At 74.8% G+C, this 15682-nt stretch carries 12 protein-coding genes; 4 read left to right on the forward strand and 8 right to left on the reverse strand.

Going from position 1 to position 15682, the window contains the following annotated elements:
- Window position 1: 1 nt before the first annotated feature.
- The 5 genes from HPC71_RS14610 to leuS all read right to left on the reverse strand — a co-directional run bounded on the left by HPC71_RS14610 (window position 2) and on the right by leuS (window position 8302).
- A complete protein-coding gene (locus HPC71_RS14610) occupies window positions 2–2311 on the reverse strand; it encodes a ComEC/Rec2 family competence protein (RefSeq protein ID WP_253943723.1) in 2310 nt (769 codons plus the stop codon).
- Window positions 2304–3368, reverse strand: coding sequence for a ComEA family DNA-binding protein (locus tag HPC71_RS14615; protein ID WP_216656425.1), 1065 nt, complete (start codon window positions 3366–3368; stop codon window positions 2304–2306). The genes HPC71_RS14610 and HPC71_RS14615 overlap by 8 nt, the downstream gene beginning before the upstream one ends.
- Window positions 3369–3590: 222 nt before the next feature.
- Window positions 3591–4823 carry an IS30 family transposase gene (locus HPC71_RS14620; RefSeq protein ID WP_154617528.1) on the reverse strand — a complete coding sequence of 411 codons (1233 nt, stop codon included), beginning with the start codon at window positions 4821–4823 and terminating at the stop codon, window positions 3591–3593.
- A 115-nt stretch (window positions 4824–4938) separates the two neighbouring features.
- Window positions 4939–5802 carry a DegV family protein gene (locus tag HPC71_RS14625; RefSeq protein ID WP_154614992.1) on the reverse strand — a complete coding sequence of 288 codons (864 nt, stop codon included), beginning with the start codon at window positions 5800–5802 and terminating at the stop codon, window positions 4939–4941.
- 4 nt (window positions 5803–5806) lie between these two features.
- Complete coding sequence (gene leuS, locus HPC71_RS14630) at window positions 5807–8302, reverse strand: leucine--tRNA ligase (protein ID WP_154614991.1); 2496 nt, start codon at window positions 8300–8302, stop codon at window positions 5807–5809.
- Window positions 8303–8520: 218 nt separating this feature from the next.
- Between leuS and HPC71_RS14635 the strand changes: the two genes are divergently transcribed.
- Together HPC71_RS14635 and HPC71_RS14640 are read left to right on the forward strand one after the other, a co-directional pair.
- Window positions 8521–9525 (forward strand): NAD-dependent epimerase/dehydratase family protein, encoded by a 1005-nt coding sequence (locus tag HPC71_RS14635; protein WP_154614990.1) that lies wholly within the window; start codon window positions 8521–8523, stop codon window positions 9523–9525.
- Window positions 9526–9535: 10 nt separating this feature from the next.
- On the forward strand, window positions 9536–10297 hold the full coding sequence (locus HPC71_RS14640; protein ID WP_154613101.1) for an SDR family NAD(P)-dependent oxidoreductase: 762 nt from the start codon (window positions 9536–9538) through the stop codon (window positions 10295–10297).
- Here HPC71_RS14640 and HPC71_RS14645 read toward each other — a convergent pair.
- On the reverse strand, window positions 10290–11270 hold the full coding sequence (locus HPC71_RS14645; RefSeq protein WP_171896853.1) for a helix-turn-helix transcriptional regulator: 981 nt from the start codon (window positions 11268–11270) through the stop codon (window positions 10290–10292). The genes HPC71_RS14640 and HPC71_RS14645 overlap by 8 nt on opposite strands.
- A 70-nt stretch (window positions 11271–11340) precedes the next feature.
- Between HPC71_RS14645 and HPC71_RS14650 the strand changes: the two genes are divergently transcribed.
- Window positions 11341–12801, forward strand: coding sequence for a flavin-containing monooxygenase (locus HPC71_RS14650; protein WP_154614988.1), 1461 nt, complete (start codon window positions 11341–11343; stop codon window positions 12799–12801).
- A gap of 27 nt (window positions 12802–12828) precedes the next feature.
- Here the strand turns inward: HPC71_RS14650 and HPC71_RS14655 are convergent, their stop codons facing one another.
- Window positions 12829–13356, reverse strand: coding sequence for a Dps family protein (locus HPC71_RS14655; RefSeq protein WP_154613104.1), 528 nt, complete (start codon window positions 13354–13356; stop codon window positions 12829–12831).
- A gap of 52 nt (window positions 13357–13408) precedes the next feature.
- Window positions 13409–15070, reverse strand: coding sequence for an acyl-CoA synthetase (locus tag HPC71_RS14660; protein ID WP_154614987.1), 1662 nt, complete (start codon window positions 15068–15070; stop codon window positions 13409–13411).
- Window positions 15071–15208: 138 nt separating this feature from the next.
- Between HPC71_RS14660 and HPC71_RS14665 the strand changes: the two genes are divergently transcribed.
- Window positions 15209–15664 carry a hypothetical protein gene (locus HPC71_RS14665; RefSeq protein ID WP_154614986.1) on the forward strand — a complete coding sequence of 152 codons (456 nt, stop codon included), beginning with the start codon at window positions 15209–15211 and terminating at the stop codon, window positions 15662–15664.
- The last annotated feature ends 18 nt before the right edge of the window (window positions 15665–15682 follow it).

Genomic DNA, 15682 nt, shown 5'->3' on the forward strand with positions numbered 1-15682 from the left:
TTCACCGGCGCGTGCGGGTCTCCACGCCGCCGTCGGTGACCCCTACCAGCACGTCGCCGTCCTCGTCGGTGCGCAGCACCTGGGCGCCGGCGTCCGCGAGCGGGTCGAGCACCTCCTCGGCGGGGTGCCCGTAGCCGTTGTCCGCCCCCACCGAGACCAGGACGACCCGCGCGCCCAGCGAGGCGAGGAACGGCAGGTCCTGGTAGCGGCTGCCGTGGTGCGGCAGCTTCAGCACGTCCACCCGCAGCCCCGGCAGCGCCCGGGCCAGCGCGGCCTGGCCCGGCGGCTCGAGGTCGCCGGTGAGCAGCACGCGCACCCCGCGGACCTCGGCCAGCAGGACCACGCTGCCGTCGTTGGCCGACTCCCCCTCCGGCCCGCCCGCCGCGATCGCCCCGGCGCCCGGCCGCGGCCACAGCGCCTGGAGGGTGACGTCCCCGACCCGCCGCGTGGTCGCGTACGTCGCCGTGCGCACCGGCAACCCGGCGGCCGCGGCCGTCGCCCGGGCGTCCGCCACGCCGCCGACCGGGTCGAGGACCGAGGTCCCCTCGACCGCGCCGACCGGCCGGCCGTCCAGGACCCCGGCCAGCCCGTCGACGTGGTCGGCGTGGAAGTGGCTGAGCACCACCAGGGGGACCCGGTCGACCCCGAGGTCATCCAGGCACCGGTCGACCGCGCCCGGCTCCGGACCCGCGTCCACCACGACCGCCTCCCCCGGCCCGGCCCGGAGCGCGAGCGCGTCGCCCTGGCCCACGTCGCACATCGCGACCACCCAGTCCCCGGCCGGCCAGCCCGGCGTCGGCGGCCGGACGAGCACCACCACCGCCAGGACCGCGACCACCGCCAGCGCGGTCACCGCGCGGGCCAGCACCCGGCGCAGGACCAGCGCGAGGACCAGGCACAGCACCGTCAGCGCCGCGAGCGCGGCCGGCCCGGTGCCCCAGTCGACGGCGGCGGTGGGCGCGTCGGCCCCGCGGTCGGCCACGGCCACGATCCAGCCGACGCACCAGCCGGCGCCGGTGCCGAGCAGCCGGCCGGCCGGGTCCCAGAGCAGGCCGAGGAGCCCACCGGCCAGGCCGAGGACGGTGGCCGGCCCCACCGCGGGCGCGACCACCAGGTTGGCGGCCACCGCGACCAGGCTGACCTCGCCGGAGAGCGCCGCGACCACCGGCGTGCACGCGATCTGCGCCGCGAGCGGGACGGCCACCGCCTCGGCCACCCACCGCGGGAGCCACCGGGCCATCGCGTCGCGCCACACCGGGGCGAGCACGAGGATGCCGGCGGTCGCGAGCACCGAGAGCGCGAACCCGGGCGACGTGGCGAGCCCGGGCTGGACGAGGAGCAGGACGACCACCGCGACGCCGAGCGCCCGGAACCCGCGCTGCCAGGCGTGCACCCCGAGCGCCAGCAGCGCGACCGAGCCCATCACCGCGGCCCGGAGCACGCTCGGCTCCGTGCGGGCGAGGAGCACGAACCCGAGGATGCCGAGCGCGCCGACGACGTACATCCCGCGGCCGCGGATGCCGCACCACCGCGCCACGACGAGCAGGAAGCCGACGACGAGGGTCAGGTTGGTGCCGGAGACCGCCAGCAGGTGGGTCAGCCCGGTCGTCCGGAAGTCCTCCTCGACCTCCGCGTCGAGCAGCTGGTCGTCGCCGGTCACCAACGCCGGCACGAGGGCGGCCTGGGCCGGCGGCCGGTGCTCGACGGCGTCGCGGATGGAGGCCCGCACCTCGTCGGCCCCGCGCCACCATGGCCCCGGGCCGGCCAGGACCTGCGGGTCGCCGGCGATCAGGACGCCGGCCAGGTCCGGGCCGTCGGCGGTGTCCAGCCGCCCGCCAGCACGGACCGTCGACCCGAGCCGCACGTCGGCCCACGGGTCGTCGCCCAGCACCAGCACCCGGGTGCGCAGCCGGGTGCTCGCCCCGCGGCCGGTCACCTCGCGCACCTCGAGCCGGGTCAGCACCCGGTCGGCGAACCGGCCCTCCACCGGGCGCGGGTCGGCGACCACCGTGCCGGTCACCGTGACGACCGCGCGCTCCCGGGCCAGGTCGGCGACGGGGCCGGCCCGGGTCTGCTCGACCCTGACCGCGGCCGAGCAGCCGACGGCCGCCGCCACCAGGGCGACCGCGGCGACGGTCGTCGCGAGGTCGCGGCGCCGGACCACCACCGCGGCGGCCCCGGCGGTCGCGACCACCGCCACCGCGGCGAGCGCGGGCAGCGGGAGCAGCTGGGCGGCGAGGCCCGCCAGCCAGGCCGCGGCGGCCAGCAGCGGCATCCGGACATCGACCCGGCCATCGCCCCGGTCAGCCACCTCCCACCGTCACGAACGGGCGGATCTGCGCGAGCGTCGCCTCGCCGATGCCGTCGACCTCGAGCAGCTCCTCGACGCTGGTGAACCCGCCGTGCTGGTCGCGCCAGCCGATGATCGCCGCCGCGGTCACCGGGCCCACCTCGGGCAGCGCCTCGAGCTCGACCCCGGTGGCGCGGTTGAGGTCGACGAGCGCCGCCGGCACCCCGGGCAGGCCGCTCGTCGCGGACCCGCCGGTGGGGCCCGGCGCTCCGGGTGGCGGGTACGCCGCCGGCGGCCGGCCGACGACCACCTGCTCGCCGTCGACCAGCAGGCGGGCGAGGTTCAGCGAGGACAGGTCGACGCCCGGCCGGGCGCCGCCCGCGGCCTCCAGCGCGTCGACCACGCGGGCGCCGGTGTCGAGCACGACGATGCCGGGGCGGCGCACCTTCCCGGCCACGTCCACCACCACCTCGGCCGGGGGCCCGGTCGATCCGGTCGGTCCCCCGGCCGGCGCTCCCGGCCCCGGCACGGCCACCGGCGGCACCTCGACCAGCTCCGCGACCGGCGAGGCCTGGACCGGTGCCGGCGCCACCGGCGTGCCCGGGTCGCCGCGCACGACCCACCAGCAGGTGACCGCCAGCCCGAGCGCCACCACCACCGCGACCACGGTCAGCTGCACCGAGCCGAGCGCTGCCCGCCCCCGCAACGTCTCGGGCACCGCGTCGGCCACGCTCGGCACCAGCGACACCCGCCGCCGCGCGGCATGCCTGCCGGGCACCGGCACGGGCGGGGGCCCTGGGGCCGGTGGCACGGGGGGCGGCGGCCGCGTCGCAGGCGCAGGCGCAGGCGCTGGGGCAGGCGCTCGCGCGGGCGGGGCCGGCGGCGCGGCGTGCAGCGGCGGGCGGACCCGGGTGTGCCCGGCCGTCCAGCCCTCCGGCTCGCCCGGCTCGCCGGCCTCCCCGGGCCACGCGTCGTACCCCTCCGTGCGCGGCCGCTCGGCCGCGAGCTCGGCGCTCAGCAGGGCCAGCCGTCGGGAGACGGCCTCCTGGTGCTCGGCGGCGGCACGGCGGGTACGCATGGCGCGACGCTAGGTCCGGGCTCGGACCCCTCCGCCGGCCCCGGACAGAGCTGTGGACAGCCTGTCCGAGGCCGCTGCCTGTGCACGGCTCGCGGGCCGCCGGAGCGCGACCGCACGGGGTCCTCAGGTGGGCCGCCCGACGCCCCACCCGTCACACCAGCACCACTTCTCAGGGGACTCCTGCACATACCAGGGGGCGAGCTCAATCGGTCTTAGCAACGGTCATGCTGCTGCCGGGTTGGCGAGCAGTTCGGCCAGCGCTTGGGCTGGGGTTTTGAGGTCGAGGGTAGGCCGGGGACGGCGGTTGAGGGTGGCGGCGATCCGGGCGAGGTCGTCGGCGGTGTGGAGTGAGAGGTCGGTGCCCTTCTCGAGCCAGAACCGCAGCAGCCGGTTGGTGTTCTCGTTCGTGCCGCGTTGCCAGGGCGAGTGGGGGTCGCAGAAGAAGACCGGCATCTCGAGGCGAGCCTCGACGTCGCGGTAGTTGGCCAGCTCAGATCCGCGGTCCCAGGTCAGGGATCGCCGCAGGTGGATCGGTAGCTGGCTCATCTCGCGGATCATCGCCTCGGCGACCGAAGCGGCGTCATGGCGGCCGGGCAGGTGCAGCAGGATCACGAACCGGGTGGACCGCTCGACCAGGGTGCCGACCGCCGAGCGGTTGCCGGCTCCCAAGATCAGGTCGCCTTCCCAGTGCCCGGGGACCGCGCGGTCGGCTGCTTCGGCGGGCCGCTGGCTGATCGTGAACGCCTCCCGGTACAGCGACTTCCCGCGTCCGTCGACCGCGCCGTGGGGCTTGCGGGTGCGCCGCTTGGTCAGCAGTTGCGCGGCGAGGTCCTTGCGCAGGCTGCCGCGGGTCTGGACGTACAGCGCCCGGTAGATCGTCTCGTGCGACACACGGTCCATGATCATGTGCGGGTGCTGGTGGCGCAGCATGGCCGCGATCAGCCCCGGGGACCAGCCCTCGTCCATCCAGGCCTCGATCCGACGACACAGGCCGCGGTTCACGACCAGCTTGAAGTCCTTGGGCCGGCGGCGGCGCTCGTGCGCGGCCCGGTGCGCGACCGGCGCCCAGTACGAGCCGTCCGGGCCGCGGTTGCGGGCCACCTCACGCCACACCACGGACTTGTCGCGCCCGATCATCGCCCCGATCTGCGCATACGAGCACTTGCACATCAGCCCGACCGCGATCGCGGAGCGGTCCTCGCTGGTCAACGGCCGCCGCTGCCGGCCTGGTTCGTCGGGGCCCTGGGCGCCGGGTACACCCGGGGCGGCGGTACCGGGAAGGCCACCCACAGCGCCGTACTGGATCACGGGAGTCACAAGCCCCGAGGATCGCCACCAGCTGGTCGCAGCATCAGCCGACACCCCGACAACCTCCGCGGCTCTCTGCAAAGAGAACCCACCACAGACCAACTCGAAGAACTCATCACGCGTCTCGTACGAGAACAACTTCGGCAACGCCACACTCCCATCGGTCAGCGTTGCTTAGACCGATTGAGCTCGCCGGGCAGATCACCCCTGATATGTGCAGGAGTCACCGGTTAACCGGGGACCCCGACAGACCCCCCGGCCCTCAGAACAACCGCGGCGCCACGCAGACGGCGAGCATGCCGGGGCCGACGTGGGCGCCGAGGACGGCGCCGAGCTCGCCGCACCAGACCTCGCGGCCCTCGAGCTGCTCGCCGAGCCGGTCGGCGAGGCGGCCGGTGAGGGCGGCCGCGCGGTCGGCGGAGGCGAGGTGGGCGACGCAGACGTCGACGGGCCGGTCGCCGGCGGCCTCGACGGCGAGCTCCTCGAGCCGGGAGATCGCGCGCTGGGAGGTGCGCACCCGCTCCAGGGACTCCACGCGGCCCTCGGCGATGGTCAGCAGCGGCTTGACCGCGAGCGCCCCGCCGAGGAGCGCGGCGGCGGCGCCGATCCGCCCGCCGCGGCGCAGGTACTCCAGGGTGTCGACGTAGAACAGCGAGGAGGAGACCTCGGCCCGAGCACGAGCCGCGGCGGCCGCGTCCTCGGCGGTGCCGCCGGCGGCGGCGACCTCGGCGGCCGCGAGCGCGGCGTACCCCGTCGCCACCCCGACCTGGCGGGAGTCCACCGCGACGACCGGCACCGGCGCCGAGCGGGCCGCGAGCTGGGCGGACTCGAAGGTGCCGCTCATGTCCCCGGAGATGTGCACCGAGACGATCTCGGTGGCCCCGTCGGCGGCGACGCGCTCGTAGACCTCGGCCATCACCGCCGGGGAGGGCCGCGAGGTGCTCACCGGGGTGAAGGACTTCAGCGCCGCGGCGACCATCTCCGGGGTCGCCCCGCCCCCGCCCTCGTCGTGCACCTCCGCGCCGATGACGACCTGGAGGGGCACGACGACGACCCCGTGCTCGGCCGCCGCCTCCGGCGGGAGGCTGGCGGTCGAGTCGGTGACGACGACGGTGCGACCCGGCATGGGCTCAGACCACCACGTTGACCAGCTTCGGCGCCCGCACGACCACCTTGCGGACCGGGCGGCCGTCGATCGCGCGGACGACGGCCGGGTCGGCCATCGCGAGCTGCTCCAGGTCGGCCTCGGAGATGTCCGGGGCGACCTCGAGCCGCGCCTTGACCTTGCCCTGGATCTGGACGACCGCGGTCACGGTGTCCTCGACCAGCAGCGCGGGGTCGACGGTGGGCCAGCCGACGCGGGCGACGGTGGGCTGGTGGCCCAGCCGCTCCCACATCTCCTCGGCGGTGTACGGCGCCACGAGCGACAGCAGGATCGCGACCGTCTCCACGGCCTCCCGCACCGCGGGGTCGGCGGGTCCGCATCCGGCGTCGATGGCCTTGCGGGTGGTGTTCACCAGCTCCATGGTCCGCGCGACGACCACGTTGAACCGGTGCGCCTCGATCAGCTGCTCGACCTCGTGCAGCGTCTTGTGCGTGGCCTTGCGCAGCGCGACGTCGCCGCCCTCGGGGGCGGTGCCGGGGGCGGAGGTGACGTCGCCGGCCAGCCGCCAGGCGCGCTGGAGGAACTTCACCGAGCCGCCCGGCGAGAGGTCGGCCCAGTCGATGTCGTCCTCGGGCGGGCCGGCGAAGACCATGGTCAGCCGGACCGCGTCGACGCCGTAGGTGTCGATCATCTCGCCCAGGTTCACCCCGTTGCCCAGCGACTTCGACATCGCCTTGCCCTGGTTGATGACCTGGCCCTGGTTCAGCAGCGCGGCGAACGGCTCGACGAAGTCGACCATCCCCATGTCGTGCAGCACCTTGGTGAAGAAGCGCGAGTAGAGCAGGTGCAGGATCGCGTGCTCGACGCCGCCGACGTACTGCGCGACCGGCATCCACTCCCGCGCCTGCTCGGGGTCGAAGGGGCCCTGGTCGTAGGACGGGTCCAGGTAGCGCAGGTAGTACCACGAGGAGTCCACGAAGGTGTCCATCGTGTCGCTGTCGCGCTTGGCGGGGCCGCCGCAGGAGGGGCACTCGGTGGTGACCCACGCCTCGGCCGCGGCCAGCGGGGAGACGCCCTTGGGCTTGAGGTCGGCGCCCTTCAGGTCGTCGGGCAGCCGCACCGGCAGCTGGTCCTCGGGCACCGGGACCTCGCCGCAGTCGGGGCAGTGCACGATCGGGATCGGCGCGCCCCAGAAGCGCTGGCGGCTCAGCAGCCAGTCGCGCAGGCGGAAGTTGACCGTGCCGGTCCCCCGCCCGTCGGCCTCCAGCTGCTCGATGATCCGGGCGATGCCGGCGGCCTTGTCGGCGAGGCCGTCCAGCGGGCCGCTGTTGACGTAGGTGCCGTCGCCGGTCGTGGCGACGTAGGTCTCCTCGGGGTTCTCCTCCCCCGTGTCCACCACGCGCCGCACCGGCAGCCCGAAGGCCTTGGCGAAGTCCAGGTCGCGCTGGTCGTGCGCGGGCACGGCCATGATCGCGCCGGTGCCGTAGTCGGCCAGCACGTAGTCCGAGGCCCACACCGGCATCCGCTCGCCGGTGACCGGGTTGACCGCGGTGACGCCCAGGTCCACGCCGGACTTCGGGCGCTCGGTGGAGAGCCGGTCGATGTCGGTGGCCTTGCGGACCTCCTCGACGTACGCCGCCAGCGCGGCCTCCTGCGCGGGCGCGACGACCTCGGCGGCCAGCTTCGCGTCGGCGGCCACGACCATGAACGTCGCGCCGTACAGCGTGTCGGGGCGGGTCGTGAAGACCGTGACCGTGCGGGTCTCCCCCGAGGCCAGCTCGATGTCGAAGTCGACGTGGGCGCCCTCGGAGCGGCCGATCCAGTTGCGCTGCATGGCCAGCACGCGGTCGGGCCAGGTGCCGACCAGGGCGTCCATGTCGTCGAGCAGCCGCTGGGCGTAGTCGGTGACCTTGAAGTACCACTGGTTCAGCTCGCGCTTGGTCACCTCGGCGCCGCAGCGCTCGCACATGCCCTGGACGACCTGCTCGTTGGCCAGCACCGTCTGGTCGTGGGGGCACCAGTTGACCGGGCTGTTCTTGCGGTAGGCCAGGCCCCGCTCGCGGAACTTCAGGAACAGCCACTGGGTCCAGCGGTAGTACTCCGGGTCGGAGGTGTGCAGCCGGCGCGACCAGTCGAAGGAGATGCCGTAGCGGCGGAAGGACTCCGCCTGGGTCTCGATGTTGGCGTAGGTGTAGGTCGCCGGGTGCTCGTCGTTGCGGATCGCGGCGTTCTCGGCCGGCAGGCCGAAGGAGTCCCACCCGATCGGGTTGAGGACGTCGTACCCCTTCTGCCACCAGTAGCGCGCGATCACGTCGTGCAGCGCCATCACCTCGGCGTGACCCATGTGCAGGTCGCCGGAGGGGTAGGGGAACATCGTCAGCGCGTAGCGCTTCTCCGCCCCCGGCGCCGCGCTGCCGGCGCGGAAGGGGTCGAGGTCGTCCCAGACCGCGCGCCACTTCTCCTGCGCCGCCGCCATGTCGTACGTCGCGGCCTCGTCGGTCCGGCCCGGCTGCTCGCTCATCTGCGTCTCTTCCCGTCTCACACGTGGGGGTGGTCGTCTGCTCCCGGGCACGCCCCCGGGGTGGTCCTGCCTGGGGCATGACTGCGCCCATGAAAAAAGCCCCTCGGTCACGAGGGGCAGCCGCGTCGGGTCGTGCTCGTCGACGCGGCTAGGTAAGGAGCAGGGTCCTGCGCATGGGGCTCATGGTAGCGCGAGCGCCAGACGGGTATCGGCCCGCCATGACCGACCGCCCCGAGACCGACCTCACCGTCGCCGTCACCGGCCCGACCGGCACCTTCGGCGCGGGGCTGGTGCCCCTGCTCGAGGCCGACGACCGGGTACGCCGCGTGGTCGGCGTCGCGCGCAGCGCGGTCGACCCGGCCGAGCGCGGCTGGGTCAAGACGACCTACCGGCGCGGCGACGTGCGCGACCCGGCCGCGCTGGCCGAGGCGTTCGCGGGCGCCGACGTGGTGGTGCACCTGGCCTTCGCGATCGTCGGCGGGGCCGCGGAGCAGACCCGCGCGATCAACGTCGACGGGACGCTCAACGCCTTCCACGCAGCGGCCGAGGCGGGCGCGCGGCGCTTCGTCTACGCCAGCTCGGTGGCGGCGTACGGCTTCCACGCCGACAACCCGGTCGGCATCGGCGAGGACTGGCCGACCCGGCCGGCGGACCGGCTGTTCTACGCCCGGGAGAAGGCCGAGCTCGAGGGCCTGCTGCGCGAGGCCGCCGCCCAGCACGACGGGATCGACCTCTACCTGCTGCGCCCGCCGATCGTGGTCGGCCCGAACGCCGTGGGCGGCAAGGCGCGACTGCCGGAGTGGGCCGCCGGCCTCGGGCGGCTGCTCCAGAGCGTGCCGAAGCGGCTCCCGCCGGTGCCGGTGCTCGTGCCCGACCTGCCGCTCCAGCTGGTGCACGAGGGCGACGTGGGGCGGGCGCTGCTGCAGTGCGTGGTCGCCGCCGGCCCGCCCGGCGCCTACAACATCGCCGCGGACGACACCCTGACCGCCGCCGACGTGGTCCGCATCCTCGGCGGCGTGCCCGTGCCGCTCCCGGCCGCGCCCGCCCACGCCGCCGCCCGGCTCGCCGCCGCGCTGCCGGGCCTGCCCCAGCCGGCGCAGTGGATCGAGGCCCTGGCCCACCCCGCGCTCATGGACACCACGCGGGCCAAGACCGAGCTGGGCTGGTCGCCGCGGGTCAGCGCCGCCGACGCGTTGCGCGAGACGCTCGGCCTGTCCACCTAGAGTTCGGCGCATGACCGTCACCGACATGTTCCGCCTCGACGGCAAGGTCGCCGTCGTCACCGGCGCCTCGAGCGGCCTCGGCGTCGCGTTCGCCCAGGCCTTCGCCGAGGCCGGCGCCGACGTCGTGCTCGGCGCCCGCCGCGCCGACCGCCTCGCCGAGACCGCCCGCCTGGTCGAGGCCACGGGCCGCCGCGCGCTGGTGGTGCCGACCGACGTCGCCGACCCCGACTCGTGCACGAACCTCGTCGCGCTGGCCATGGAGGAGCTCGGCCACGTCGACGTGCTGGTCAACAACGCCGGCATCGGCACGGCCGTCCCGGCGACCCGGGAGTCGCCCGAGGAGTTCCGCGGCGTCGTCGACGTCAACCTGAACGGCTGCTACTGGATGGCCCAGGCCTGCGGCCGGGTCATGCAGCCCGGCTCGAGCATCGTCAACATCTCCTCGGTGCTCGGCCTCACCACCGCGGGCCTGCCCCAGGCGGCGTACGCCGCGTCCAAGGCCGGCCTGCTCGGCCTGACCCGCGACCTGGCCCAGCAGTGGACCGGCCGCAAGGGCATCCGGGTCAACGCGATCGCGCCCGGCTTCTTCGACACCGAGATGACCGAGCAGTACCCGCCCGGCTACCTCGAGTCGCGCGGGGACCGGATCCCCGTCGGCCGCAAGGGCGACCCGGCCGAGCTCGCCGCCGCGGCGGTCTTCCTCGCCTCCCCCGCAGGCGGCTACATCACCGGGCAGACCCTCGTCGTCGACGGCGGGATGACCATCACCTGACCCGCTCGCCGCGGGCGTACGCCGCCGGGGGCACCCCCGTCCACCGGGTGAAGGCGTGGGTGAACGCCGCGGAGTCGGCGTACCCCAGCCGTCGAGCGACGTCGGCGACCGGCAGCGTCGCGCGCGACTCCAGCAGCGAGCGGGCGAGCGACTCGCGCACCTCCTCCACGAGCGCGCGGTAGCCGACCCCGGCCGCCGCCAGCCGGCGTCGCAGGCTGCGCTCGCTGAGGCCCAGGCCGGCGGCGACCGCGGCCATCGGGGCGCCCTCGGGCAGCCGCTGGGTGACCAGCACCTGCACGTCGCGGGCGATGCCGGTGCGCTCGCGGCGCCGCGCGACCACGTCGCGGCACATGTCCTCGGCGAGCCGCTCGCCGGCCACCGACGCCTCGCGCGGCAGCGGCCGGTCCAGCTCGCCCACGGCGAGGTCGAGCACCCCCGTGTCCGGGCCGAGGCGGCGGGTCGCGCCGAGGCCGCCGGGCACCAGCGCGTCGGCGACGACGTGGACCGCGGTGGTGTCCCGGGCGACGAGGAACGCCCGCACGTCCGCGGGCAGCCCGCGCCCGTCGACGACGAGCCGCACCCGGTCACCGGAGAGCTCGGCGCGCGGCAGCGCGAAGGCGTAGGAGAGGTCGATGAAGCGCAGCGCGACCTCCATCGCCTCCCGCACGGTCCGGCTCGCGAGCAGGGCGTAGCCCAGGACGCCGAAGGAGGAGGCGCGGTAGGTCGCGCCGACGTCCTCGCCGGAGCCGGGGAGCAGCCGCTGCAGGGTCCGCACGACCAGCAGCTCCTGGGCGGCGGTCACCTCGCGGCCGGGCGCGTCCAGGTCCCCCTCCCGCAGGCCGGTGCCGGCCAGCACGACCCGGGCCGGGACGCCGCGCGCGGCGGCGTACGCCACCAGGTGCGCGGTGCCGGCGGCCGCGCGGGGGAACTCCCAGTCCCGCGCCGCCGGCTCGACGACCTCGACCCCACCCATGGCCGGAATTATCAAGCACGCTGGCCGGGAAGTCTCCACGCGACCCGCGCGGCGCACCCAGGATGAGGCCATGGCTGAGCAGCAGGGACCACGCGTGGTGATCATCGGCGCCGGGTTCGGCGGACTGGGGGCGGCCCGCGCGCTGCGCGAGCAGGGCATCACCGACATCACGGTGCTCGAGCGCTCGAGCGACGTCGGCGGGGTGTGGCGCGACAACACCTACCCGGGTGCGGCGTGCGACGTGCCCTCGCCGCTCTACTCCTGGTCGTGGGCGCAGAACCCGCGCTGGAGCCGCCGCTACGGCACCCAGCCGGAGATCCTGGACTACCTCCGCTCGGCCGCCCGGGACGAGGGCCTCCTCGACCTGGTGCGCCTGGACCAGGAGGTCACCACGGCGGCGTACGACGAGGCGAGCGCGACCTGGCGCGTGGAGACCGCCGCGGGCGAGACCTTCGAGGCCGAGGTGCTGGTCTCCGCGGTCGGCCAGCTCTCGAACCCCGCCCTGCCGAAGGTGCCCGGCCACTTCGACGGCCCGGCCTTCCACTCTGCGCAGTGGCGCCACGACGTGGACCTCGACGGCAAGCGGGTCGCGGTCGTCGGCACCGGGGCGAGCGCGGTGCAGTTCGTGCCGGGCATCGTGGACCGGGTCGGCTCGATCACGGTCTTCCAGCGCTCGGCGCCCTACGTGCTGCCCAAGCCCGACCAGCAGTACAAGGCGCACCACCACCGGCTCTTCGAGCGGTTCCCCGCGGCCCTGCGCGCCGAGCGGCGCGCGGTCTTCTGGCTGACCGAGCGCTTCAACGGCGCCCTGGCCGGCGACTCCCCCATCACCAAGCCGCTGATGGCGGCGATCGGGGCGACGTGGCGGGCGCACCTGCGCGCGCGGGTCAAGGACCCGGCGCTGCGCCGCAAGCTCGTGCCGGACTACCCGCTGGGCTGCAAGCGGGTGCTCTTCAGCAACCACTGGTACCCCGCGCTGGCCCGCGAGCACGTCGAGGTCGTCCCCGACGAGGTGACCGGCCTGGAGGCGAACGGCGTGCGGACCGCCGACGGCCGCCTGCACGAGGCCGACGTGCTCATCTGGGGCACCGGCTTCGCGGCCACCGAGTTCCTCTTCCCCATGAAGGTGACCGGCCGCGGCGGCGTGGACCTGCACCGCTACTGGGCCGACGGCGCGCGCGCCCACCTCGGCATGACGGTCCCCGGGTTCCCCAACCTGTTCTGCATCTACGGCCCCAACACCAACCTGGGCGGCAGCTCGATCATCGGGATGATGGAGGGCCAGGCCGGCTACATCGCCCAGGTCGTCCGCCGCCTGGCCGACCGCGGGCTGCGCACCGTCGAGCCGACCGCCGAGGCCGCCGACGCCTACGACCGCGAGATGCAGTCGCGACTGGCGACCAGCGCCTGGGCCGGCTGCAACAGCTGGTACGTCGACGGCCCCCGGATCACCACCAACTGGCCGGGCCTGGTCGCGGAGTACCAGGCCCGCACCGCCACCGTCGACTGGGACGAGCTCGAGATGGCCTGACGGCCGGCGCGCGGGGGCCGGACCGGCTCAGCGGTGGATGGAGCGCGGCAGGCTGCGGTTGGCGACGCGGTTCTCGGCGTCGATCATCCAGGCGAGCTGCTCGAGCCGCTCGATGATGACGTGCAGGATGTCGGCCGTCGTGGGGTCCTCGGCGTCGACGTCGTCGTGGATGCGGCGGGCCGTGCCGGTGACGGCGTAGATCGCGGTGGTGATCAGGTCGACGCACTCGGCGGTGTTGACCTCGCCGGCGGGGAACGCCGGGAGCGAGGTCTGCTCGGCGACGGCGGCGGAGCGGCCGTCGGGGACGACGTACAGCGCGCGCATCCGCTCGGCGACCTGGTCGGAGAACTCCCGCGCGGCGTCGACGACCTCGTCGAGCTGCAGGTGGAGGTCGCGGAAGTTGAGGCCGACGACGTTCCAGTGCGCCTGCTTGCCCTGGAGGTGGAGCTCGATGAGGTCCACGCTGAGCTGCTGCAGGTGCGAGGCGAGCTGCTCGGAGGCGGTGAAGGCAGGCTTGGCGACGTGGGTGCTGTCGGGCTGCAGGAGATCGGTCATAGGGGCCAACTTAGCGACTTTTCTGGATCGGTTCCAGAAAGGGAAGGCTCCCCTAAGCGGGCGCCCCCTCCGGCGCGACGGCCCGCTGCTTGGCCCAGCGGTAGTCGGCCTTGCCCGACGGCGAGCGCTCGACCACCCCGACCCGGATCACCGCGCGCGGGACCTTGTAGCGCGCGACGTGCCGGGCGCACTCGGTGAGCAGGTCCTCGTCGGTCGCGGTCGCCCCCTCCTCGAGCTGGACGACGGCGACCGGCTCGCTCCCCCAGCGCTCGGAGGGCCGGCCGACCACCACGACGTCGCGGACGGCGGGGTGGTGGGCGAGCGCGCGCTCGACCTCCTCGACGAAGATCTTCTCCCCGCCGGAGTTGATGGTGACCCCGTCGCGCCCGAGCAGCCGGATCCGGCCGTCCTCGAGCAGGTCCGCGCGGTCGCCGGGGATCGAGAACCGCTCGCCGTCGATGATCGGGAAGGTCCGGGCGGTCTTCGCCGCGTCGCCGAGGTAGCCCAGGGGCACCCGCCCGCGCTGGGCCAGCCAGCCCCCGCCCTCCCCCGGCTGCAGGACGCGGGTGAGCAGGTCGTCGACCACGGTCGTCGCCGGCACCGGCGCGAACGTCGCGGCGTCGGCCTCCATCCCCTTCAGCGACATCGAGCTCATCTGCAGCCCGGTCTCGGAGGAGCCGGCGGCGTCCATGACGACCATGTGCGGCGCGAGCTCGAGGAAGCGGTCGCGCACCGCGGGGGTCAGCGGCGCGCTGCCGTTGTTGATCGCGGCGATGCCGGACAGGTCGTAGTCGCCGCGCTCGATCTCGTCGATCAGCGGGCGCACCACGGCGTCGCCGACGACGGGAATGCTGACCGCCCCCTCACGGATCGCAGTGGTCAGCACGTCGGCGGCGTCGAGGTGGTCGACGTGGTGGGGCAGCACGATCCGGCCGCCGCTGGTCAGGGTGTGGAACGTCGACCACTGGGCGGCGCCGTGCATGAACGGCAGCGCCATCAGCAGGGTCATCCCGCCGCCGGCAGTGCGGGCCGCCTCGGCGATCGAGTCGTAGGACGCATGCGGCTCGGTCGTGCCGAACGGCGTACCGCCCATCGAGGTGACGTAGATGTCGTCCTGGCGCCACAGCACGCCCTTGGGCATCCCGGTCGTGCCGCCGGTGTAGAGCACGAACAGGTCGTCGGGGGACGGCTCGGGCATCCCGGCGGCCGGCTCGGGCGTGCCGAGGACGGACTCGTAGTCCACCGCGCCGGGCAGCAGGTCGTGGCCGGAGTCGTCGGCAACCTGGACCAGCACCCGCAGGTGCGGCAGCCGGTCGCGGATCGCGGCGACCCGCGGCGCGAACTCGGCGTGGTAGACCAGCGCGGTCGCCGCGGCGTCGGTGAGCAGGTAGGCGAGCTCCTCCTCGACGTAGCGGTAGTTGACGTTCACCGCGGCGGTGCGGGCGCGGTAGCTGGCGAGCATCCCCTCGAGGTACTCGTTGCCGTTGCGCAGGTAGAGCCCGACGTGGTCCTGGCCCGACTCGTGGCCGGCCAGCCCGGACCGCTCGACGTGGCACCCGAGGCCCTGCTCGACGAGGAAGTGCGCGAGCCCGTCGACCCGGCGCTCGAGGTCGCGGTAGGTCAGCCGCCGGTCCCGCCAGACCAGCACCTCCTGGTCGGGGACCGTGGCGGCCACCGTCGCGAAGACCGTGGAGAGGTTGAACTGCTGGCTCATCGCGCCTCCTGAGTGGAACAGGTTGCAGAAACCGTAGAGCACCGGCGCCCCGGTGTGACGAGCGTTACGGTCACGTCCCAGGGACGGAGACGGCAAGGGATCGTTGATCGGTTGCCGCCACCGGAAGGGGAGGTCGACATGGACCGGGTCGAGGACCTGCTGCACGAGGCGCTCTCGGAGTACGCCGTGCAGGGCGACGCCTACCTCGCGCGCGTCGCCGAACGGATGTCGCCGGGCATGGGCCGCCTGGCGCTGGTGGTCCTGATCCGGGTCGACCGGTTCGGCGCGCTGCGGGAGGCCGACCTGATCGCCCAGCTGCGGCTGCCGGCCGCCGAGACGCGCCGCCTCGTCGACGACCTGGTCACCCGCGGCCTGGCGGCCCGCACCGGTGGCGAGGCGCCGATGCTCGTCGGGCTCACCGAGCGCGCGCGGGGCCTCCTGCTCGACGCCGCCGACGAGCGCCGCGGGCGGATCCTCGACAGCCTGGAGGACTTCACGCTCGAGGAGAAGGAGATCTTCGCCCGCCTGCTGGCGAAGTTCGTCCAGCGCGACGACCTGGTCGTCCGCTCCCTCGACCTGCCCCAGCGGGGCTAGACCGGCGGGGCTAGACCG

It is taken from the genome of Nocardioides marmotae, from assembly GCF_013177455.1.
Classification (GTDB): domain Bacteria; phylum Actinomycetota; class Actinomycetes; order Propionibacteriales; family Nocardioidaceae; genus Nocardioides; species Nocardioides marmotae.

Excerpts from the sequence above, each read along its gene's own strand:
- HPC71_RS14615 (WP_216656425.1), bottom strand. The coding sequence starts at position 3,368 with ATGCGTACCCGCCGTGCCGCCGCCGAGCACCAGGAGGCCGTCTCCCGA.
- HPC71_RS14650 (WP_154614988.1), top strand. The coding sequence starts at position 11,341 with ATGGCTGAGCAGCAGGGACCACGCGTGGTGATCATCGGCGCCGGGTTC.
- HPC71_RS14665 (WP_154614986.1), top strand. The coding sequence starts at position 15,209 with ATGGACCGGGTCGAGGACCTGCTGCACGAGGCGCTCTCGGAGTACGCC.
- HPC71_RS14645 (WP_171896853.1), bottom strand. The coding sequence starts at position 11,270 with ATGGGTGGGGTCGAGGTCGTCGAGCCGGCGGCGCGGGACTGGGAGTTC.
- HPC71_RS14660 (WP_154614987.1), bottom strand. The coding sequence starts at position 15,070 with ATGAGCCAGCAGTTCAACCTCTCCACGGTCTTCGCGACGGTGGCCGCC.
- HPC71_RS14640 (WP_154613101.1), top strand. The coding sequence starts at position 9,536 with ATGACCGTCACCGACATGTTCCGCCTCGACGGCAAGGTCGCCGTCGTC.
- HPC71_RS14655 (WP_154613104.1), bottom strand. The coding sequence starts at position 13,356 with ATGACCGATCTCCTGCAGCCCGACAGCACCCACGTCGCCAAGCCTGCC.
- HPC71_RS14625 (WP_154614992.1), bottom strand. The coding sequence starts at position 5,802 with ATGCCGGGTCGCACCGTCGTCGTCACCGACTCGACCGCCAGCCTCCCG.
- leuS (WP_154614991.1), bottom strand. The coding sequence starts at position 8,302 with ATGAGCGAGCAGCCGGGCCGGACCGACGAGGCCGCGACGTACGACATG.
- HPC71_RS14635 (WP_154614990.1), top strand. The coding sequence starts at position 8,521 with ATGACCGACCGCCCCGAGACCGACCTCACCGTCGCCGTCACCGGCCCG.